Source organism: Tuberibacillus calidus DSM 17572 (assembly GCF_000430685.1).
Taxonomy (GTDB): domain Bacteria; phylum Bacillota; class Bacilli; order Bacillales; family Sporolactobacillaceae; genus Tuberibacillus; species Tuberibacillus calidus.
Genome location: NZ_AUMM01000004.1, coordinates 154,411 through 171,787, shown reverse-complemented (window position 1 = coordinate 171,787; position 17,377 = coordinate 154,411). Strand labels below are relative to the sequence as shown.

Annotated in this window: 17 protein-coding genes and 1 pseudogene; 8 read left to right on the top strand and 10 right to left on the bottom strand. The window is 43.6% G+C overall.

Translation table 11 applies throughout. The annotated features are described in order from the left end of the window. The 6 genes and pseudogenes from H532_RS0101915 to H532_RS0101890 all read right to left on the bottom strand — a co-directional run. Positions 1–228: UPF0236 family transposase-like protein (locus H532_RS0101915; RefSeq protein ID WP_027724065.1), on the bottom strand; the 228-nt coding region annotated here is incomplete at its 3' end. A 113-nt stretch (positions 229–341) separates the two neighbouring features. After that, positions 342–575, bottom strand: a pseudogene (locus H532_RS0101910) (sugar phosphate nucleotidyltransferase); the annotation flags it as partial. A 22-nt stretch (positions 576–597) separates the two neighbouring features. Then, positions 598–1,365 carry a tyrosine-protein phosphatase gene (locus tag H532_RS0101905; protein WP_027724063.1) on the bottom strand — a complete coding sequence of 256 codons (768 nt, stop codon included), beginning with the start codon at positions 1,363–1,365 and terminating at the stop codon, positions 598–600. 110 nt (positions 1,366–1,475) lie between these two features. Then, entirely contained in the window at positions 1,476–2,141 is a 666-nt protein-coding gene (locus tag H532_RS0101900) for a CpsD/CapB family tyrosine-protein kinase (protein ID WP_038111316.1), read from the bottom strand. A gap of 19 nt (positions 2,142–2,160) precedes the next feature. Further along, positions 2,161–2,904: a YveK family protein gene (locus H532_RS0101895; RefSeq protein WP_027724061.1), complete on the bottom strand. Its 744-nt coding sequence runs from the start codon at positions 2,902–2,904 to the stop codon at positions 2,161–2,163. A 276-nt stretch (positions 2,905–3,180) separates the two neighbouring features. After that, positions 3,181–3,432, bottom strand: coding sequence for a hypothetical protein (locus tag H532_RS0101890; protein ID WP_027724060.1), 252 nt, complete (start codon positions 3,430–3,432; stop codon positions 3,181–3,183). 338 nt (positions 3,433–3,770) lie between these two features. Here H532_RS0101890 and H532_RS0101885 point away from each other — a divergent pair, with 338 nt between their 5' ends. Beyond that, on the top strand, positions 3,771–5,285 hold the full coding sequence (locus tag H532_RS0101885; RefSeq protein ID WP_027724059.1) for an alpha/beta hydrolase: 1,515 nt from the start codon (positions 3,771–3,773) through the stop codon (positions 5,283–5,285). A 2,663-nt stretch (positions 5,286–7,948) separates the two neighbouring features. Here the strand turns inward: H532_RS0101885 and H532_RS0101875 are convergent. Then, positions 7,949–8,974 carry a DUF3231 family protein gene (locus H532_RS0101875; protein WP_027724058.1) on the bottom strand — a complete coding sequence of 342 codons (1,026 nt, stop codon included), beginning with the start codon at positions 8,972–8,974 and terminating at the stop codon, positions 7,949–7,951. A 429-nt stretch (positions 8,975–9,403) separates the two neighbouring features. On the opposite strand from H532_RS0101875, the gene H532_RS20165 reads away from it, so the two are divergent. The 3 genes from H532_RS20165 to H532_RS0101860 all read left to right on the top strand — a co-directional run bounded on the left by H532_RS20165 (position 9,404) and on the right by H532_RS0101860 (position 11,283). Then, positions 9,404–9,562 (top strand): hypothetical protein, encoded by a 159-nt coding sequence (locus H532_RS20165; protein ID WP_155994942.1) that lies wholly within the window; start codon positions 9,404–9,406, stop codon positions 9,560–9,562. A 262-nt stretch (positions 9,563–9,824) separates the two neighbouring features. After that, on the top strand, positions 9,825–10,901 hold the full coding sequence (locus H532_RS0101865) for a CotH kinase family protein (RefSeq protein WP_027724056.1): 1,077 nt from the start codon (positions 9,825–9,827) through the stop codon (positions 10,899–10,901). 13 nt (positions 10,902–10,914) lie between these two features. Next, positions 10,915–11,283, top strand: coding sequence for an SET domain-containing protein (locus H532_RS0101860; protein ID WP_027724055.1), 369 nt, complete (start codon positions 10,915–10,917; stop codon positions 11,281–11,283). Positions 11,284–11,713: 430 nt separating this feature from the next. Here the strand turns inward: H532_RS0101860 and H532_RS0101855 are convergent, their stop codons facing one another. Next, complete coding sequence (locus H532_RS0101855) at positions 11,714–12,577, bottom strand: hypothetical protein (protein ID WP_027724054.1); 864 nt, start codon at positions 12,575–12,577, stop codon at positions 11,714–11,716. Between the two features lie 446 nt (positions 12,578–13,023). On the opposite strand from H532_RS0101855, the gene H532_RS19770 reads away from it, so the two are divergent. From H532_RS19770 to H532_RS0101835, 4 genes are all read left to right on the top strand, one after another. Beyond that, positions 13,024–13,116 (top strand): YjcZ family sporulation protein, encoded by a 93-nt coding sequence (locus H532_RS19770; protein WP_081412265.1) that lies wholly within the window; start codon positions 13,024–13,026, stop codon positions 13,114–13,116. Positions 13,117–13,474: 358 nt separating this feature from the next. Beyond that, positions 13,475–14,101, top strand: coding sequence for a VOC family protein (locus tag H532_RS0101845; protein WP_027724053.1), 627 nt, complete (start codon positions 13,475–13,477; stop codon positions 14,099–14,101). Between the two features lie 269 nt (positions 14,102–14,370). Beyond that, entirely contained in the window at positions 14,371–14,805 is a 435-nt protein-coding gene (locus H532_RS0101840; protein WP_027724052.1) for a MarR family winged helix-turn-helix transcriptional regulator, read from the top strand. An 8-nt stretch (positions 14,806–14,813) separates the two neighbouring features. Then, the gene (locus tag H532_RS0101835) at positions 14,814–15,632 is read left to right on the top strand and encodes a class I SAM-dependent methyltransferase (protein WP_027724051.1); all 819 of its coding nucleotides are present in this window, start codon (positions 14,814–14,816) and stop codon (positions 15,630–15,632) included. Between the two features lie 174 nt (positions 15,633–15,806). Here H532_RS0101835 and H532_RS0101825 read toward each other — a convergent pair whose 3' ends face one another. Both H532_RS0101825 and H532_RS0101820 read right to left on the bottom strand, forming a co-directional pair. Continuing rightward, positions 15,807–16,343: a CcdC protein domain-containing protein gene (locus tag H532_RS0101825; RefSeq protein ID WP_027724050.1), complete on the bottom strand. Its 537-nt coding sequence runs from the start codon at positions 16,341–16,343 to the stop codon at positions 15,807–15,809. 111 nt (positions 16,344–16,454) lie between these two features. Then, a complete protein-coding gene (locus H532_RS0101820) occupies positions 16,455–17,195 on the bottom strand; it encodes a class I SAM-dependent methyltransferase (protein ID WP_027724049.1) in 741 nt (246 codons plus the stop codon). Between the last annotated feature and the right edge of the window lie 182 nt (positions 17,196–17,377).

Here is a 17,377-nt window from a genome sequence, read left to right as displayed (position 1 = left end):
GTAAGTCACAGCCCCAAAAGTAAACGTCAACGTCTTTTTATCTTTACGTTCTCTTTTCCATCCTTCTTTTCTTTTTTCATTCACAATGGCTTCATCGAGTTGACCAAAGACAATGCCCATCACGTCGGCAAATGTGCTGTACATCAGCCGTTTAAGCTGTTCTTCAAACGAAATAAAATCGCGAGTTTCATTTAACAATTGGTATATTTTTGGTATAATGTTTTCCATGAGAAGGCCTCTCTTCAAATGTATTTGCTTGGTGGCATACATTTATGTTAGAGTGCCTTCTCTATTTTTTTCCATCATTTTGCTTCGAGAAATATTTTACACATACTTATTGTCAGGTTTTGTTCGAGTTCAAAAGCGTTGTCGAAGTGATCCTCAATCGCGCGTTTGCCTTTGCCGGTGACGATAATGATATCTTCGATGCCAGCCTTGACCGCTTCTTCGACGATGTATTGGATCGTCGGCTTGTCAACGATCGGCAGCATTTCCTTCGGCATCGCCTTTGTCGCTGGCAAAAAACGCGTGCCGAGCCCGGCAGCCGGTATAATTGCTTTTCTGACGGTGTTCATGTGACGTTCCCCCTGTTTCGTGCTAGAAAATCCCCAAAAATTTTCTTTCCTTAATCGGCATCGGCGGTTCGGCATTCACGGACTGGCCGTGAATTAAAAGATCCGCGTTTTCTTCGAGAAGATAACGAAGCTCGACCCCGAAGTCAGACGCGACCGTTTCGTACGCTTCGCGGAGATGGAAAGCGCGCGATGTCGTGTTGTGTGCATCAGAGGCAATGAAATGCGCCAATTGATGGTCCAAAATTTTATAGGTAAGCTTCTGTATTTTCTTGCCGAACTTACCGATGACGCTTGCCGCCGTCACTTGCGACAGCGCGCCGTTATTGATCAGTTCGTAGAGGACTTCTGGTGATTTTTCAATCTCGTGATTTCGTTCAGGATGTACAATCACGGGTATGATGCCGGAAAGCTGCAAATCGTAAAAGATGCGGGCTGTATATCGTGGTACATGTGAGGTCGGGAATTCGACAAACACGTATTTCCCCGTACGGTTCATCGTTAAAATGTCCCCGGCTTCGAGTTTCTCGACCAGATCTCCCTGTATGCGGTTTTCTTGTCCCGGGAGAATCATGACGGGAAGGCCTTCTTGGTCGAGCCATTCATTCAGCAGCTGGACTTGGTCAATGATTTCGTCTTTCGTATTTTCATAGACGCCGTTTCGATGGTGCGGGGTGGCGACAATGTGCGTAATCCCCTCCGCACACGCCGCCCGCGCCATCTCCAGCGCATCTTGTTCGGTTTTTGCCCCATCATCCACCCCCGGGAGGATATGGCAATGTAAATCAATCACGGTTTTATCCCCTTTGTTTCGTGCTCATCTCGTATGCTTTCAATCTCTATCTCTATTGTATTCAATGACCTATCCTATTTTTAGGAAAACTGCATCTCGTTTATCTTTTCTTAATTTCCGTAATAGTAATAGTAGCGGCTGTTTTTGATCGGCTGACGGTTGAGCACCACGCCTAAAATGCGCGCTTGCGATTTTTGCAAGAGGTCTTTGGCTTCCAGCGCTGCATCTTTCTCTGTTGTGCCGCTTGCGACGACAAGCACGGTGCCGTCGGCTTGGCTTGAGAGAACCTGTGCATCCGTAACGGCGAGCACTGGCGGCGTATCGAAAATGATGATGTCAAAAATGCCGAGCGCCTCAGTCATAAAATCATGCATCGCCCGCGAACTAAGCAGTTCCGCCGGGTTTGGCGGAATCGGTCCGCTGGTGATGACGTAGAGGTTATCGACATCGGTTTTCCTAATAACTTCGGTAAGTGTCGCTCGCTTGGTTAAAAGATTGGACAAGCCTTCGGTATTGATCAAACGGAACGTATAATGAACCGTTGGCTTGCGAAGGTCGGCATCCACCAGTAGCACTTTGCGGCCTTGCTGAGCCATGACAACGGCAAGATTGGCCGCTGTCATCGATTTTCCTTCGCCTGGGCTGGAGGAAGTGACGACAAGTGAGCGCAAATTGCGGTCAGCGATTGAAAAATCGATGTTCGTGCGGATCGTGCGATATTGTTCGGCGATCGGCGATTTCGGATTCAGATGCGTGATCAGCAACCGTTGTTTCATGCTGTTGAGATTCGTGCGCTTACGCCTCAAGCCGCTCACCCCCCGGTACCGTGCGGCGCGTACGTGATGATAATGGCTTTAAGTCGTCCATTTTCGCTTCGGCGACCATGCCTAAGAAAGGTAAACCCAAATCTTTCTCAATATCGTCTTCAGATTTAATCGTGTTATCAAGGTATTCCAGCAGGAAGGCTAGTCCTACTGAAATCATTAAACCGACGACAAATGCAATGGCGATGTTTAACTTCGGCTTCGGTGATACAGGTGAGCCGTCGTTCGAAATTTGCGCTTTAGACAAGATCGTGACGTTATTGACATTCATAATTTGCGGAATCTTTTCTTTAAAAACCGCGGCAATGGTGCCTGCGATTTTAACCGCTTTAGCGGGATCGGCATCTTGAACGGCTACCGTGAACACTTGTGAATCTTTTTCACTATTCACCGAAATCATTTCTTTTAAATCATTAGGTGTGAGATCCAGGTGAAGTTTGTCGATCACATCCTTCAAGACAGTCGGGCTTTTGATGATCACGCTGTATGTATTGACGTACTGGACGTTCGCCTGAATTTGACTGACATTGTATTGGGATGGGTCTTGTTGCGCTTGGTTGACGAGAATCTGAGTTTGAGCTTCATATTTCGGCGTGATGAAAAAATAGGTCACAAAAGCGCTCGCGGCGGAAGCCAAAAGCGTTATGACGATAATCATCACAAGCCGTTTCTTTAGTATTTGGAATATCTCTTGCAAACTGATTGTTTCTTCCATGAATCGTTTGAGCCTCCATTACTGTCGAATCGTATCTTTGCTAAACTATGTTGTTATTATAGCATAGAATGCCCCGAGTATTTTAAAGATTCGGAGACTCAAAGAAAAAACTTCCACATCGACAAAATCACCGTTTTCTCGTCAATTTTATGTCAAAAAAAGGAACTACCGTAGTAGTTTTGTCCTTTTCGTATCATTTCAACATACATATCATACACCCGCTATCGTTACACTTCCGTTACAATAAGGAAAAAAGCCGTCCATCTAAAGTCATATTTATGAGAGACTGACTTCAATATAATAGACTTGCTCCACGGGTGGCTTAAGAAAGGCTTTTTTGACCATATAAGCGCGATAGGCTTCGTCGGACAGTGCTTCATATTGAACACATTCAAGATGTTTCCGCCGGCAAAAGCGTTCAATGGCCTGATGAATGTCGGTCGCCATAATTTGTTCGACGGGGGCATCGTACGCCTTAGCATGAGTACGCTTTCCATCAAATTCTAAATAGAAATGATATCGATCCAATCTTTTCACTCCCCGAAGCCATTTTGTTGGTTTTGGGACTTTTGTCCCACATTCTTTATAATGATAAATGATTTACCGTTACACAACCATTACAAAGATAGGTCTTATAGTCCTATAATTTGTAAAATTTTTCCGACATTATGCGACGTTTTTAGTAAGTCATGTTGCAGATTGCTGTCGATTTTTTTTATATGGAATGGATTTTTGTTGAATGCCTGCATGAGGTGGTCGAGTGTTTACCATTCTTTTCTATCTTTTTTGGTCATCGACGAGGGAATACGTTATAATAGGCAAAAAGGCTTCATCGAGTTCGTTTGCTGCGCTTAGGGGGGAAGACCATGGATTATCTTGTCAGAAAAGATACCGGTACCCGGTTAGCTTATGAGTTTTTCAAAGCGCGGAAATCCCAAGCCGAGTCCGTTATTTTCATCCATGGTTTAAGTCTTGACCACAACATTTGGAGCGGTGTGGTGGATGGGTTTCGGGGCGATTATCATATTTTACTATATGATCTGTGCGGACACGGACAGTCGGATGCTGTCACTCAGCCATTATCATGGGATTTAATGGTCAACGGTCTGAAACAACTCGCACACCACTTAAAAGTTAAGCGCTGTCATATCATCGGGCATGGCTTTGGTGGGATTATCGGCATCCGCTTCGCTCGACAATGGGCCGGCGTGCGCTCGTTAACGCTCGTCTCGACACCCCTTTACTTCCCCCAAGAAATATACAGCTATGAGTATTCCGCCCGGTCTTTATACATAAAGGATCATATCGAAAGCTTTGCCGAAAGAATCATTCAATCCGAAGTCGTTGGAACGGAACAGGAAAAAAGAGCCTTAATCGAGAACGCCGTCCGTAAAGTAGACCCGGATATGTATCGCAAGGGCGTCCGGCTCATTTTTGGCAACGGCCATTCGTTGATGGAACACCTTCCAGGCATTCGCGTACCGACGCTTTTGATAAACGGTGACCGAAATCCCATTTTCCCGCCCCATTATATTGCGTTATATGGGTCGGTGATTCCGGCAAGCCGCGTGCAAATTTTCCCGAATGCGCGCAATGCTGTTTTTATCGATCATCCCGAGCTTTTCATCCGTTCAGTGAGAGAATTCTGGGCGAATCCGCCGGAGTCGTCTCATCCGCCGAGTTATCATTTTCTCTTAAAAAAAATGAGAGAGGCGCTGGAAAACGCGTATAAAATGGAAGTCGCCGCACCGGTTCTGGAAATCCGGACAATCGGTAAGTTTTCGGTGAAATGGCGAGGCCTGCCCATCGATGGGGCATGGACCCGTCGCTCGTCCCGAGAGCTTTTGCTATATCTCGCACTCGAAAAAACCGTGCCCCGCGAAGCCTTGATCGATGCGTTTTTCTCGGAAGTCGATGCCGAAAAAGCGAAAAATTACTTGCGCGTGATGTTGAATCATCTGAAATCGATTTTTGAGTCGACGGGGGATGCCGAATTAGTCAATGCTCTAAAAGTTACGCGCGGCTCAGTCAGCCTGCAATGCCATGTCAATAGCGATGTCACCCGGTTTATTCACGCGCTTCACGAAAATTTCCATGAAGGCCGCGACTTGAAAGAGATGAAAGCGGAATTCCTGCACCTCATCGAGCTTTACCAAAGCGGCTTTCTATCCGGACTGAACGCGCCATGGATTGTCGACTTAAGGATCACCGTCGAAAACAAGCTTGCCAACTTGCTCATGAAGCTCGTCAACCGCTGCGAAGAACACGAAGCCTACGATGATGCCCTCGAACTCCTGCGCGAAGGCCAAGCTGTCGAAATCTACGACGGCTACTGCAAGGAGAAAATCAACGAAATCATCGCGCGGGTTAGAGGGCGGTGATGTGGATTTGGGTGATGTGGGGGCCGATGATGCGGTTTTGGCGTGGAGGTACCTAGGAGGCGATACTGCAGCTTTGGCATGGAGGTATACAGTGGCTGGAAGTCGCAAGGGGGCGAGTCAGTGTTATTGAGGCCGTACAGCGGTGCGGAGTCGTCCGGGTTAGCTCGGTTGAGCAGATGGCCGAGTTGAGCAGATAACTGGGTTATGCAGGACGGCATGGATGATGTGCGTTTCGTTGTACGACATAGGTTTACCGAGTTCCAAGGGGATGTCACTGAAGTGGCACGGTTCACGAAAAATCGCTGGATGTGCCGTTTTGCTTGATAGAGTGGGTGGCGCCTTACAGCATGAGTGATTTGGGATTTGAAGGATGCATCAGTGATGCTACAGTCGTACGGGTTACAGCGCGTCATCTCAGTTGGCGGGAACTACAGGCCGACATTTTGTGTAATTGTTCATTATGACAGGGGATCAATACGCCTTGCTTCCGCGCTCAGATGAAGGAATCATTTATCCACCAGATTGAACAGACTTAGAAAACCATGTGATCACCACGAATCAGGCATTTTTCTTAACTTCATATCCATTGACACAGTTACACGTCCCACTGTGTCCCGGTTTCGGGATGCTAGTGGGACGTTTTTTAGTCCGCTCCTTCATGCAGGATTTTTTACCTCAGATTGGGAGATCATTTTGGGAAAATCGAAAGCTTAAAGCCTTTTTCGGGCACACACGCTTCATGACAATTTCTCTGATCTCGTATGGGGGTGTGGATTCTAATTATCGGGGTAAATTGCAGCAAGGTTTCGAAGGCGTCCTATTCCAGTCCGCGGGAAGCAAAATCGTAGTGCGCCCTAATTTAAAGACCATTATGACCCGTTTCTCACTTTAATACGATCAATAGGATACAGAGATTGGTAAAACAACTCCCAAACGGGTCATGTTTTTCCAATAAATTCTAGCTATCAGCCGTTTTAAAAAATTTTTCAGTCCAAAATGGACGTTAGAACCTTTCTAAACACCATTTTGATCCCCTTCTGATTTAAAAATGGTCAATAGGATACAGATATTGACAAAACAGCCTTCAAATCAGCTTCGATTTTCCAATAAATTCAAGCTATCGACCATTCCAAAAAAATTTTCAGCCCTAAATGGCCGATAGAACCCGAGACGGCAACCCATACCTATTACTGCGCAACGGGAACATCAGCCTGATTATAGTGCCTTGATTAGGCCCATTAAAAAAATAGGCTCCGCCCAGGCTTTTAGTTGAAGATAGTGCCTTAGTGGCCCCTAGGCTCGCCTAATAAATAATTTCTTACCAGTACAAAGCCTTGTTGCCGAGGCAAAAACCTTAGTGATCCTTATACTGGCCTGAAAAATAATATACTTTTTTTCAGTATAAAAAAATCGGGCATACACCCGGTCTTTTTTTTACAGAGTTAAACTGAGTTTCTAGCCGTTGCGCGAGTTTTTATCGCCGCTCTCTTGAGAAAAATAGCACAAATTTAGTTTGCGGATGTTTTGACCGCCGATCCCCCGGGAAGCTAACGTTCATTGTGCTTGGGCTAGATTTTATAGTCACAGACTCTTGAAAATAACACGGTACACGATACTGTGGGAGATCCGAATCTTTTATACTAGCTTTTACTTCTAAAAAAATTTTCCGATTAGGCCGAAAGTGTAATGAATTTGTAATGGGGCAAACGTTATGATATAGATGCAAGTCGACATTAGGGGAACATGTCGGCTTTCGGATCCGCATCACGTTTGGTTCAGTTTGTATTTAGGGATCTAGCCAAGAAAGCCGTGGGGGGTCAAGATTCGGTATATATGAACCAAACACTTGCGATCCGATTGTCTCTTTTCATACTTTGCTGTTTTGTGGAAAGACCTGGAGGGCACCGTCATAACCCAAATCATCTTTACAAGGTCTTTTCCACCCTTCTCTCTCGGGGAAGGTCCCCTGCTCTATGCAGGGGGCTTTTTTTATGTAAAATTGACTCACCTTTGTTTTTCGCCACTTCGGGGGTCACTCTTAAGGGGAATCAGTAGCCTTGGGTTCACTCCGCATTGATCCTTTAATCTAACCATTTAGATAATTCGCTTCGATTTCACTTTTTTTGGGGTTGTCATTCGTTAAAAACTTGAATAACACTTATTAAATCTAATCTAATCCAATTTCCAAGCAGAGACCAAATTTTTTGCTTGCTGGCAACTTTTCCATAAAAACGGTGTAGTCCTCAAGTTCGGCAGCCTTTTTGCGCGTCGAGTTTTATTACAAAAAAGGCTGTAGCCCTCGCCAAGGGATTGTTCCGCATGTTTAGTTATAAAAAGGGGAAGCGCTATCACTCCGCCCTTATTTTACCATCGCCCCTCCCTAAAAGATATATGACAAATGTCGTGGTTCTGAAGGGGTCTTAAGACCTAGCCGCACAATAAGTTGTATCTGACTCATGCTTTATGCGGTATAAACCGAATGGTTATTAGCGGCCACCGCATTTGCCAGTGTTATTTAGAAGTTGGTTCCAATTTTATACCGACTTACCAGTATAAAGGAAACTTGGCTCCGCCAAGCCTTTTTAGGCGAAGGCGGAGCCTTAATTGTACTTATGCTGGACCAAAAAAGACGGTATGTCTATACCGCCCCATTAAACCCAAATTTATGAGTTTTCACGGTTCGCTGCGTGAGGAGGCTGTTCGAGCCAGCCATTATCAATCAGGATATTAGATCCATCTTCCATATATAAGCTGACGTCGGCAATAAGTTTTGTATACATTGCCGCCAAATCCCGTCTACCGTTAAGGGAAAGGGCATTGCTGTAGGATCGGATTTTCATCGAGAACATGTCGACCTTATGTTGTACCATTAAGTTCTCCGAAAACGGTGGAAAGTCTGATGTGCTGACGAGATGATCCAACAGCGGTGGAGATGGTAAGTTATCCTTATGAAGTTTCTGTGAGCATATTTCAACGTGTTTGTTTGTAATATCTTTGCCGCGAAGTAAATATTCTTTCACTTTTTTTTCTTTGGCCGTTTGGCTAAAACCAATCAAAAGCGCTTTGCTGACAACATTGTTTTCAAGATTATCATAAAGATGGGTGATCTCCAGCGCGTGTAGCGTTCGAACATTCCCAAAATAGCCATTGAAAAAGCTTTGTTTTTCAACAATATCGATTTTGTCGGGGACGGGAATAGGCGGCGGCTTCATGAGCCACCCCTTGTCCAACATCACATCATTGGCCATTGATAAAAGCTTCATATTGCAATTTAAACAATATATAAAGAAATCACGGACGTCCTTTCTTAACACTAAAGGTACAGCAACGGAATAAATGCTTAAGCCCGCTTTACCGACATATTTTAAATAATGCAAATAAAACTCATCGGCAAATAATCTTGGTGCCCCTAAATTAACATCTTCTGAAGTCAGTCCCAAAGGAAGGGGTATACCTTCCTTCTTAAAAATATATTTTACGTTTTGGACGAATTCGTCGCTTAAACTATTCGCATAACTCACAACTTTTTTTACATCCGGATCGTTCACATGCTGCAAAAAGTAACTTAAAATGCATTGTGACAGCGTGTTACCCAAATAGATCGCCCACAGTTTACCGATCTCCGTGGAAGACAGTCTTTCATGGGTAGAACTCGGAGTGCCAAGTTTAAATGGTTTAAAAAACTCCATCGATTAATCCCCTTTGCCAGCTTTTTGCTTAGTTTTGAGCTATATATCAAAAAATATTCTTTGATTTAGGTATTTCGTTCATAGGAACAAGTGATGGATTTGAAGCTGCTGTTGTTTTAGTTTTTATGAAAAATCTCAAGGACGATAAGCCATTCGAAGGTAAGTATCTGTCCATTTGCAAAAACGTCTTAAAAATACATACTTGGTCTGATTCAAATGCCGTCCCTTATTTAACAATGCGCTTATATACTACAAATAAAAAAAGAAAGAAGGTCATTGATATGCCGAAAAAAGGAATTTTCGGACCCGGCGGCCCTGGATCACACGGGTCTGGGTCTCATGGATCTGGATCTCACGGATCTGGCTCCCATGGATCTGGGTCTCACGGACATGGGTCGCATGGGTCCGGATCTCACGGGTCAGGGTCGCATGGCTCCGGGTCGCACGGGTCCGGATCTCATGGCTCCGGGTCTCACGGGTCTGGGTCGCACGGGTCTGGGTCGCACGGGTCTGGTCTTTTTGACACCTGCCATACAAGTAATGGATCTGGAAGCGGATCCGGCTCCAACCACACTCATGGTCCCCTAGACCCTGGGCTTCCTCTAGAATTGGGACTCGATCCCAAGAAGAATAAGAAGAAAAACAAAAAGAATAAGAAAAAGAACCGCAAAAAACATAAGAATAAAAAAGGGAATTAAACAAAGAGAACTTTCATACCCATTGGAGTTCTCCAGACAATATCTATGAGGAACCAAGGGCATTGACCCTTGGTTTTCTCAATTCAACTTTTTTAGTAATGAATTTCTGATCCTACATTTTAGCGAGGTTATGGAGGTGGGTGAATGCGTCAATGAATGATCGAAAACGATTGCCTAAGTTCCAACTATTTGTCGACCCTAATGATATTGCAAAATTAGATGACCCTAAATATACATCAAGTGTCCCGGGTCAAATGATGATTGATAACAAAAAATTTTCCATTAAAACCCGATATCGCGGGCATTACACGAAAAACCTTCCGAAAAGATCGTACTTTATAAAATTAAAGTCACGCAGAAAACCGCGGGAATTTCATCTCAACGCAGAATATAAAGATCCATCATCCATTCGCAATAAACTTTCCCTTGATTTATTTCAGGCTTTTGGTGTTTTAGCGCCTTCTTCACAACATGTGCGTTTTTATTTAAATGGCGAATATGAAGGCGTCTATTTGCTATTGGAATCTGTAAACGAATTGTTTTTGAAGAAGAGAGGGCTTCCGCTTGGTCCCATTTATTACGGGATCAACTATGATGCAGATTTTTCCCTGATCAGCCCCTTAACGAAAAAAGAAAAAGAGTCATTGACTAGTGGGTATCAACGGAAGGTTGGAACGCCCAAAGACGATCTCTTTTTAATTGAATTCATTCGTAAGATTAATCAGACTCCAGACTGTGAATTTGAAAAAGAGATACAGAAATACCTCGCTGTCGATAAATATTTGCGTTGGCTCGCCGTTGCCGTTTGCACGCAAAATTTGGATGGTTTTTACCATAACTATGCCCTTTACCGCAACCCTGAGTCCGGTCTTTTTGAAATCATGCCGTGGGATTATGACGCGACTTTTGGCCGTGACTGGAGAGGCAAAAGGCGCAAACCGGATGTCATGCTGATTGGCGGCAGAAAAAACGGTCTGTCCGGCAGGCTTTTTGAATTCCCCGCTTTTCGGAAGCAATATCGCAAGCTCTTGGAGGAGTTGCTCGACACCTTATTTACGACCGATTATCTCGAGCCGATCATCACATCCCTGACCGAGACTATTCGTCCCCATATGATTTTTAATGATGCTTCCGACCTTGAGAAATTTGACGGAGAAAAAGATTTGATGCTGACATTCATCGAAGAGCGAAGCCGTTTTTTACGAGACTGTCTAGAAGACTTAGAATAAAGGGTTGGTGCAAGTGATCGAGATAAAAAAGTCCAAATACGGAAGAGGCGTATTCGCCCGCCGCGATATCAAAAAGGGTGAGTTGATCCATGTAGCGCCAGTCATTGTCATCAAAGCAGAGGAGTTCCCGCTGATCGATAAAACGGTTTTGTCCAATTACGTGTTTCACTGGAGCCAAACGAATGGCGACTGCGCCTTGGCTTTAGGATATGGTTCCCTATTCAACCACTCTTATACACCAAATGCCATCGTAAAAATTGATACGGAAAAGAAAACCATTAACTTCATTGCCTATCGTGACATTAAGGAAGGCGAAGAAATCTTTATCAATTACAACGGCGACCCGAATGACCAATCGCCGTTATGGTTTAAGGTTTTGTAAAAAGACCGTGTTTTGAAAACATGGTGCTGCTGAGCCTCTTGGCGAAGGTGGGGCCAATTGTTGCCATAGTACAAGCGAAAAATGATATCTTTACTTACCAGTCATTTCCGAGGCAGAGTCTTAATTGCCTTTATCCTGTCCTGAAAAATGATAGCCTTGCTTACCAGTACAAGTCTTTGGCAAATAGCCTAATAACCCCTATATCTGATTGCTGCGCGGTATTTCAAACGCCGCTGAGTCTAAAAACGTTGCGATTTAAGTTTTTGCGCAACGTTTTTTCGTGCCGAAAAACCAAAAATCGCTCGCGCAAACGCGTTTGGAAGGTTGGGGGGCACCGTTTTGAATGGAAATCCTTGTTGATTCGATTTCGGATCGGCCTTGGCAGCACGACGCTCTGAACTCTCCTCCGAATACGAAAGATAAGGAACCCTTAAAGCCGAACTGTATTCTTAATGTAATTAATGGCTTCCAATGCCCATTTTTGAAACAAAGGCCATTTTTGATCCGGAAATAAATGCAATTGTGCTTCAACAGCCCAGTAAAGGCGAAGAAACCCATAAATCCTTATGATTTCAGGGTCTACATACTTCATAAGATCTATTTTCTGCGAAACGAGCAAAGAAACGAAATCAACATCTGGCGGAGCGATGATGGGCCGTTGCCAATCGATGACACGATATCCATCTGCGGTGATAAACACTTGATCACCTTTAAGGTCACTATGTATGACACGCGAACCATTTGTAACGGTTTTAAGTGTATTTGTGGATTGAACCCAAGATTTTAGATTCTCTATCGCCTTCGCGCTTATAAGGCTAAAACGGCCATCATCAGCTAATTTTCTAAGATTTTTCAATGTCATTTGGGCAAAATCTATCCACGCATCTTGTGAACTTATATCGAGATATACCGGTAGTTCGCCTTCGATATGACCGATCTCCGTGACGATCTGCCTTCCATGCTCCACAAAATCTTTCTCTTCACATCCTTTGTGACAAAGCAATGGCGCATCGATATACTCTAGTATCATCGTATCGCAATGATCAAACTTTCCTAAATATCGATGTGTAGGCAAAAGATCAGAACGAGCATGTTCGTAGAAACTGGCTTCCACCGTTGGAGGCCGCTGAGACTTATAAATCCACTTAGTACCATTATATAGCTGCAATTCCTGAACACATGATAAGGGCCATTCGTGCATTGTCCTTCTTTTCTCGATGCCAACTCCAAGCACCTTATATAACTCGCCGTTCGAGTGCAATTTTAAATTTGAAAAGACAGGATGTGTGATCATTTTTTAAATCTCCTTAGGTCCCTCAACAAATTTTACAACTGCAATCCCAATCCATTAACCCATACCAATCCAACTTTTATTTTATAAATTCCTAGTATTCATCCCGAATCCGATCGATATTTTATTGCCTTTAAAACCTGCCTGTAGTTATATGCTAATTCTCCCCACGACCCGCCTACATCTTAAGCTGTTAGTAGAAAAACATCGGCACTATCGGGAATGTAAAGGTCCATCAGGGTGGTGAGGAGAGGATTGCCCAATCTGCTTACAATTTTATAAGGCCTCGATAAATCCCATCATGGAGCCCGAAAAAATCGACATGGGACGCCTAAGGGTATTTTGACGAGGTTCAAAGGTTTGTTTTTTTGTTAATAAAACGTTTGTCCATATCAATATTTAAGATAACACGTAAAATACATCAGATAAATAAAGGGAGGTGAGCGGTGATGGGTTATGGATACGGATACGGCTATAACTTTGCGTTGATTGTCGTATTGTTCATTCTCTTAATTATCGTTGGTACCGCCTACGTTTGGTAATTTAACGTGAACCATTCCCTTTTCTAAGCGGAAGCCGTCTCAAGTTGAGGCGGCTTCTTCATATTTTGCCTGCGGGTTAAATTTTTATTGGGAACGTCGGAATTCCTGTTCACGGTTAAGGTGGTTTTTCGCGTGCCTAAAAGATCTTATTCATGACGTCTTGTTAATGGTGCGGTCTGCGTTGGAGAAGAATGTCTCACCAATAATAGCCTACATCCTTTCGAAGCGTAAGCGGCAACAATAACAGAAAGCTATGAAGGGATATGTCGTTGGCTAAATTTCCGTCAATTTTCAGTCATTATTTTTGATTGCGACTACCCTTTTCGTCTATGCTAATGGCAAATGGGGAGGGATGAAAATGCACATTCACCACGTTCAGTTGAAAGTTCATCAATTTGATGAGATGAAAGATTTCTATGTCAATACGCTTTCCATGAGGCTTGTTAGTGAAACGCCGCATTCCTTTAAAGTTCAAGTTGGTAATTCGTTTCTTTCTTTTGAAAAAGGGAATGAATGGCCCTATTACCATTTCGCCTGTTTGATGATTGCCGCCGCTTTTGACGATGTGGTTGCGCGAATTCCTGAAAAAGATGCTTTACATCGCGGAGAGAGTTGGAAATGGGGAGCAAAGCAATTTTACTTCAAGGATCCAGACGGCAATATTGTGGAATTGTTAGGGATCGATCAGCAAAACGCACTTTCTGATTGGCTTAAAATCGTGGAAATCGGCCTTCCCGTCCCTAACATTGAAGCATTTAAAAAAGAGCTTCAGGCCATCAAGGATATCCATGACGGAGATTCGGAAACCTTTCAGTTTTACGGCGATCAAGAGGGTGTACTCGTTCTGACGAAGGAGGGGCGGCCGTGGTTTCCAACCGACAGAGGGGCAACGATCCATCCTACGACCGTCGAGGTGAAGGCTGAGCAAAACTTTACAATTGAAACTGCGGAGCCTCCATATAAAATTATTGGAACAAAGTTTTGATTTCTAAAATAAGGTTTTTAACAGCACTCATTAAAGAGTGCTTATTTCTTTTCAGGCATAAAATTAGTAAATAAAAATATACTTTTTTTCGAATAAAAGTTTGACATAACGTACATATTGTAATATTATGTTTACCATATAAAAAACTTAGCTCTGCCAGCCCTTCTGTCGGCCTATGTAAGCCTTTTGGCGCAGGGGGAGTCCTAGTTGCCCTAATATTGATGTGAAAAAATTATACTTCCTTACCCATATAAAGAAAGGAATGTTTTATGATCGAAGAAATTGCGAAAGAATACATGGCACTGATACCGAATGTCTTCGATAGTTTTAGCGATTTAAACAAAGGCATCGCGGGATTATCCCATTTGCAAAATCATGTCGTGGAATATTTGTACATGCAAAAGCGGGCGTTAAATCTGAAAGACATCAGCAAAGGCTTAAATATCGCGAAACAGCAATTAACGAATATCATCAAGGATTTAGAAGCGGGCGGTTATGTCACAAAAGCACCGGACACGAAGGACCGGCGTGCCGTTTTAGTTTCCCTTACACCCAAAGGAATGGAAATGGTCAATGAAAAATGGACGCGGATTTACCAAAAATTTTCTGGACAAGTCGCCAAGCTGAGCACGGAAGAACAATTCGATTTAAAATATGCCCTCCATAAAACGAACATCTTGTTGAAAAAAATGTGCGAGGAGTAGAGATGAACATGGCGGGTCCAAATAAAACTCACAAAATCCATTTAACTGAAGAAAAAGAGACGCTTCTTATTACTTTACAGGCAAAAGCTCTGGACAGCCGCTCAAAACATACCATTCTTAATGATAAAAAAGCCGAAGCGATTCTCCGCATGCTGGATTATGATTTTGAGAAAATCAATCAATTCGGAAATGAAATCATGCTCATGAGGGCTAAACAAATGGATACATGGCTTGAGGCGTTTATCGGTCAGTATCCCTATGCGACGGTGCTTAATCTGGGCTGCGGTTTGGATACCCGAATCACCCGGATCCAGCCCCCATCCACAGTGAGTTGGTATGATGTCGATTTTCCGGAAGTGATCGAACTGCGCAAGAACTTTTTCTCAGAACATGAGGGTTACAAAATGATCGCCTCTTCAGTCAATGACCCGGGCTGGCTGGAGCAAATCCCCCAAAATAAGCCCATCATGATCATCATGGAAGGCATGTTGGAATACTTGACGGAAGATGAAGTCAAAAGCCTGCTCAATCGGCTGACCGATTATTTCCCACATGGACAGATGGCTTTTGATGTCATGAACGCTTTCGCTGTCCGTTCTGGTAAAGAGGAACTAAAGGAGACGACGGGGGCCGTGCACAAATGGATGGTTGACGACTTGAAAGATGTGGACCGCTTAGACCCCAAACTTCAGAGAATCACTGAGGTATCGATTTTTAAATCCACATTCATTCGTCAACTCCCAATGAAAACGCGGTTGCTTTATTCGGCAATGGGTCTGATTCCCACCTTCAGAAATATGATGCGCTTGCTTTTATATAAATTTTAATGGTGGGGAATGCCCGATTGGCGGGCTGTGATCTTGGCCCAAAAATTCCGTCATGCGGAAACCCCCATCGTTCTTTTTCATAAGCGGATTTCCGATGCCGGTGAGCACATATTGTCCCCGTCAGGATTACAAGGATCACCTTAACGGTTTTATACGCAATGGTCTTGCTCTTAATTAGTTCCTAAGTTTTTCAGGCAATTGCTTGAGCCTCTTTAACAGAATCGCATAGTAAATAATATAGTAAGCAAACATGATGAGGATTAACCCGGATGACCAGGAATGACTAAGTGACGAAAAGGGGTTTCCGGCCCCATAAGTCTGTTTCTGTAAATCTTTAAATGACGTGTTTTCAAAAACCTCATAAAAACGATAGATAAGGCGAAGAAGAAAAAGCAAAGTAACAAGACTTCCGATCCAAATGTTCGGGCGGTAATATAGTTTTCCTTCGCGCTGTTCAAAAGTGGTTGAAGATACCGCATAATAGGCAAGAATGGCTCCAATCATAATGCCGACGATGTTAGACACCAGGCTAATCGGATGTATTGCCCCTTCAATGAAAAAGATTAGTCCGACAACGGTAAATAAAATGATTCTGAAAAGCAAGTACCCTTGACTCAGCCTTTGCAGCCCGATATTCCGGCGAGCACGTTTGTAGATCCCAAATAAAAAAATAAGCACAATAAGAGCAATGGGTAAAAAACCCTGATTCATATTTAATCCTCCATCCAAATCATAAAAAAGATGTTTTGAGAAAAAACACTATATATTGAGCGGTGCTTACATTATAACCTTTGTTTCGTTATCCATCATCTATCTTTTGTTCTATCTCTCTGTAATTTTTCTTGCCGAAACAATCAGCATCATGGGACGGCGCATTTCCTCTTTCATACCTGGAAGATCCATCATATGCTCCGGCGGCATCGGCTCCACAATGTGCTGGATAACAAAACCATTGGCAAGCAGTGTATTTAGATAGGTGGTGAGTGTTCGATGGTATTTCGTCACCTTTTCACCCAAAAACACGGCAGCTCGTTTTCCCTCATAAAAATAGTTGTCCACCGGAAAATGCAGGATCTCTCCTTTTTCGTTATAATACCAGTCTTGTGGCCCATTAGCCGTAAACACAGGATGTTCCACTGTAAAAATGAGCTCGCCTCCAAACTTCAGCATTCGGTAGATCTTTTTGATTAAATTCTCGTAATCCGCGACGTAGTGAAAGGCAAGGGAACTGAGTATGACATCAAAACTTTCTTCCGGGAATGCCACATCTTCCATCGCGCAGCATCTATATTCTACCTGCGGAAAAGGTGTCTTTTCTTTGGCCACCGCAAGCATATTTTGAGAAATGTCTACACCGACAACAGAAGAAGCACCCTGTTCCATCGCATAAATACAGTGCCACCCGTACCCGCATCCTAAATCAAGCACGCGTTTGTTTTTAAAATCCGGCAAGAGCTTTTTCAAGGTTTCCCATTCTAATGCACCGGCCAGTCCCCGCTGCGAGCGGCTCATCTGACTGTACTTTTGAAAAAATCGTGGATCATCATATTTGTTTTCTTTCATCTTTGAAAACCCCTTTTACTTTATGGCGTCATCTTAAAAAAATGAGATCGGGTAGTGCCAAAAATTCGCTGAAACAAAGGGGCCGGTTTGTTGAATGCCTGCACGGAAACCTACACTCGGCCTGTTATTCGGAGTATCTTTTTTCATTTTAGACCCAGGGGCCACAATGAAGCGTACTGGTT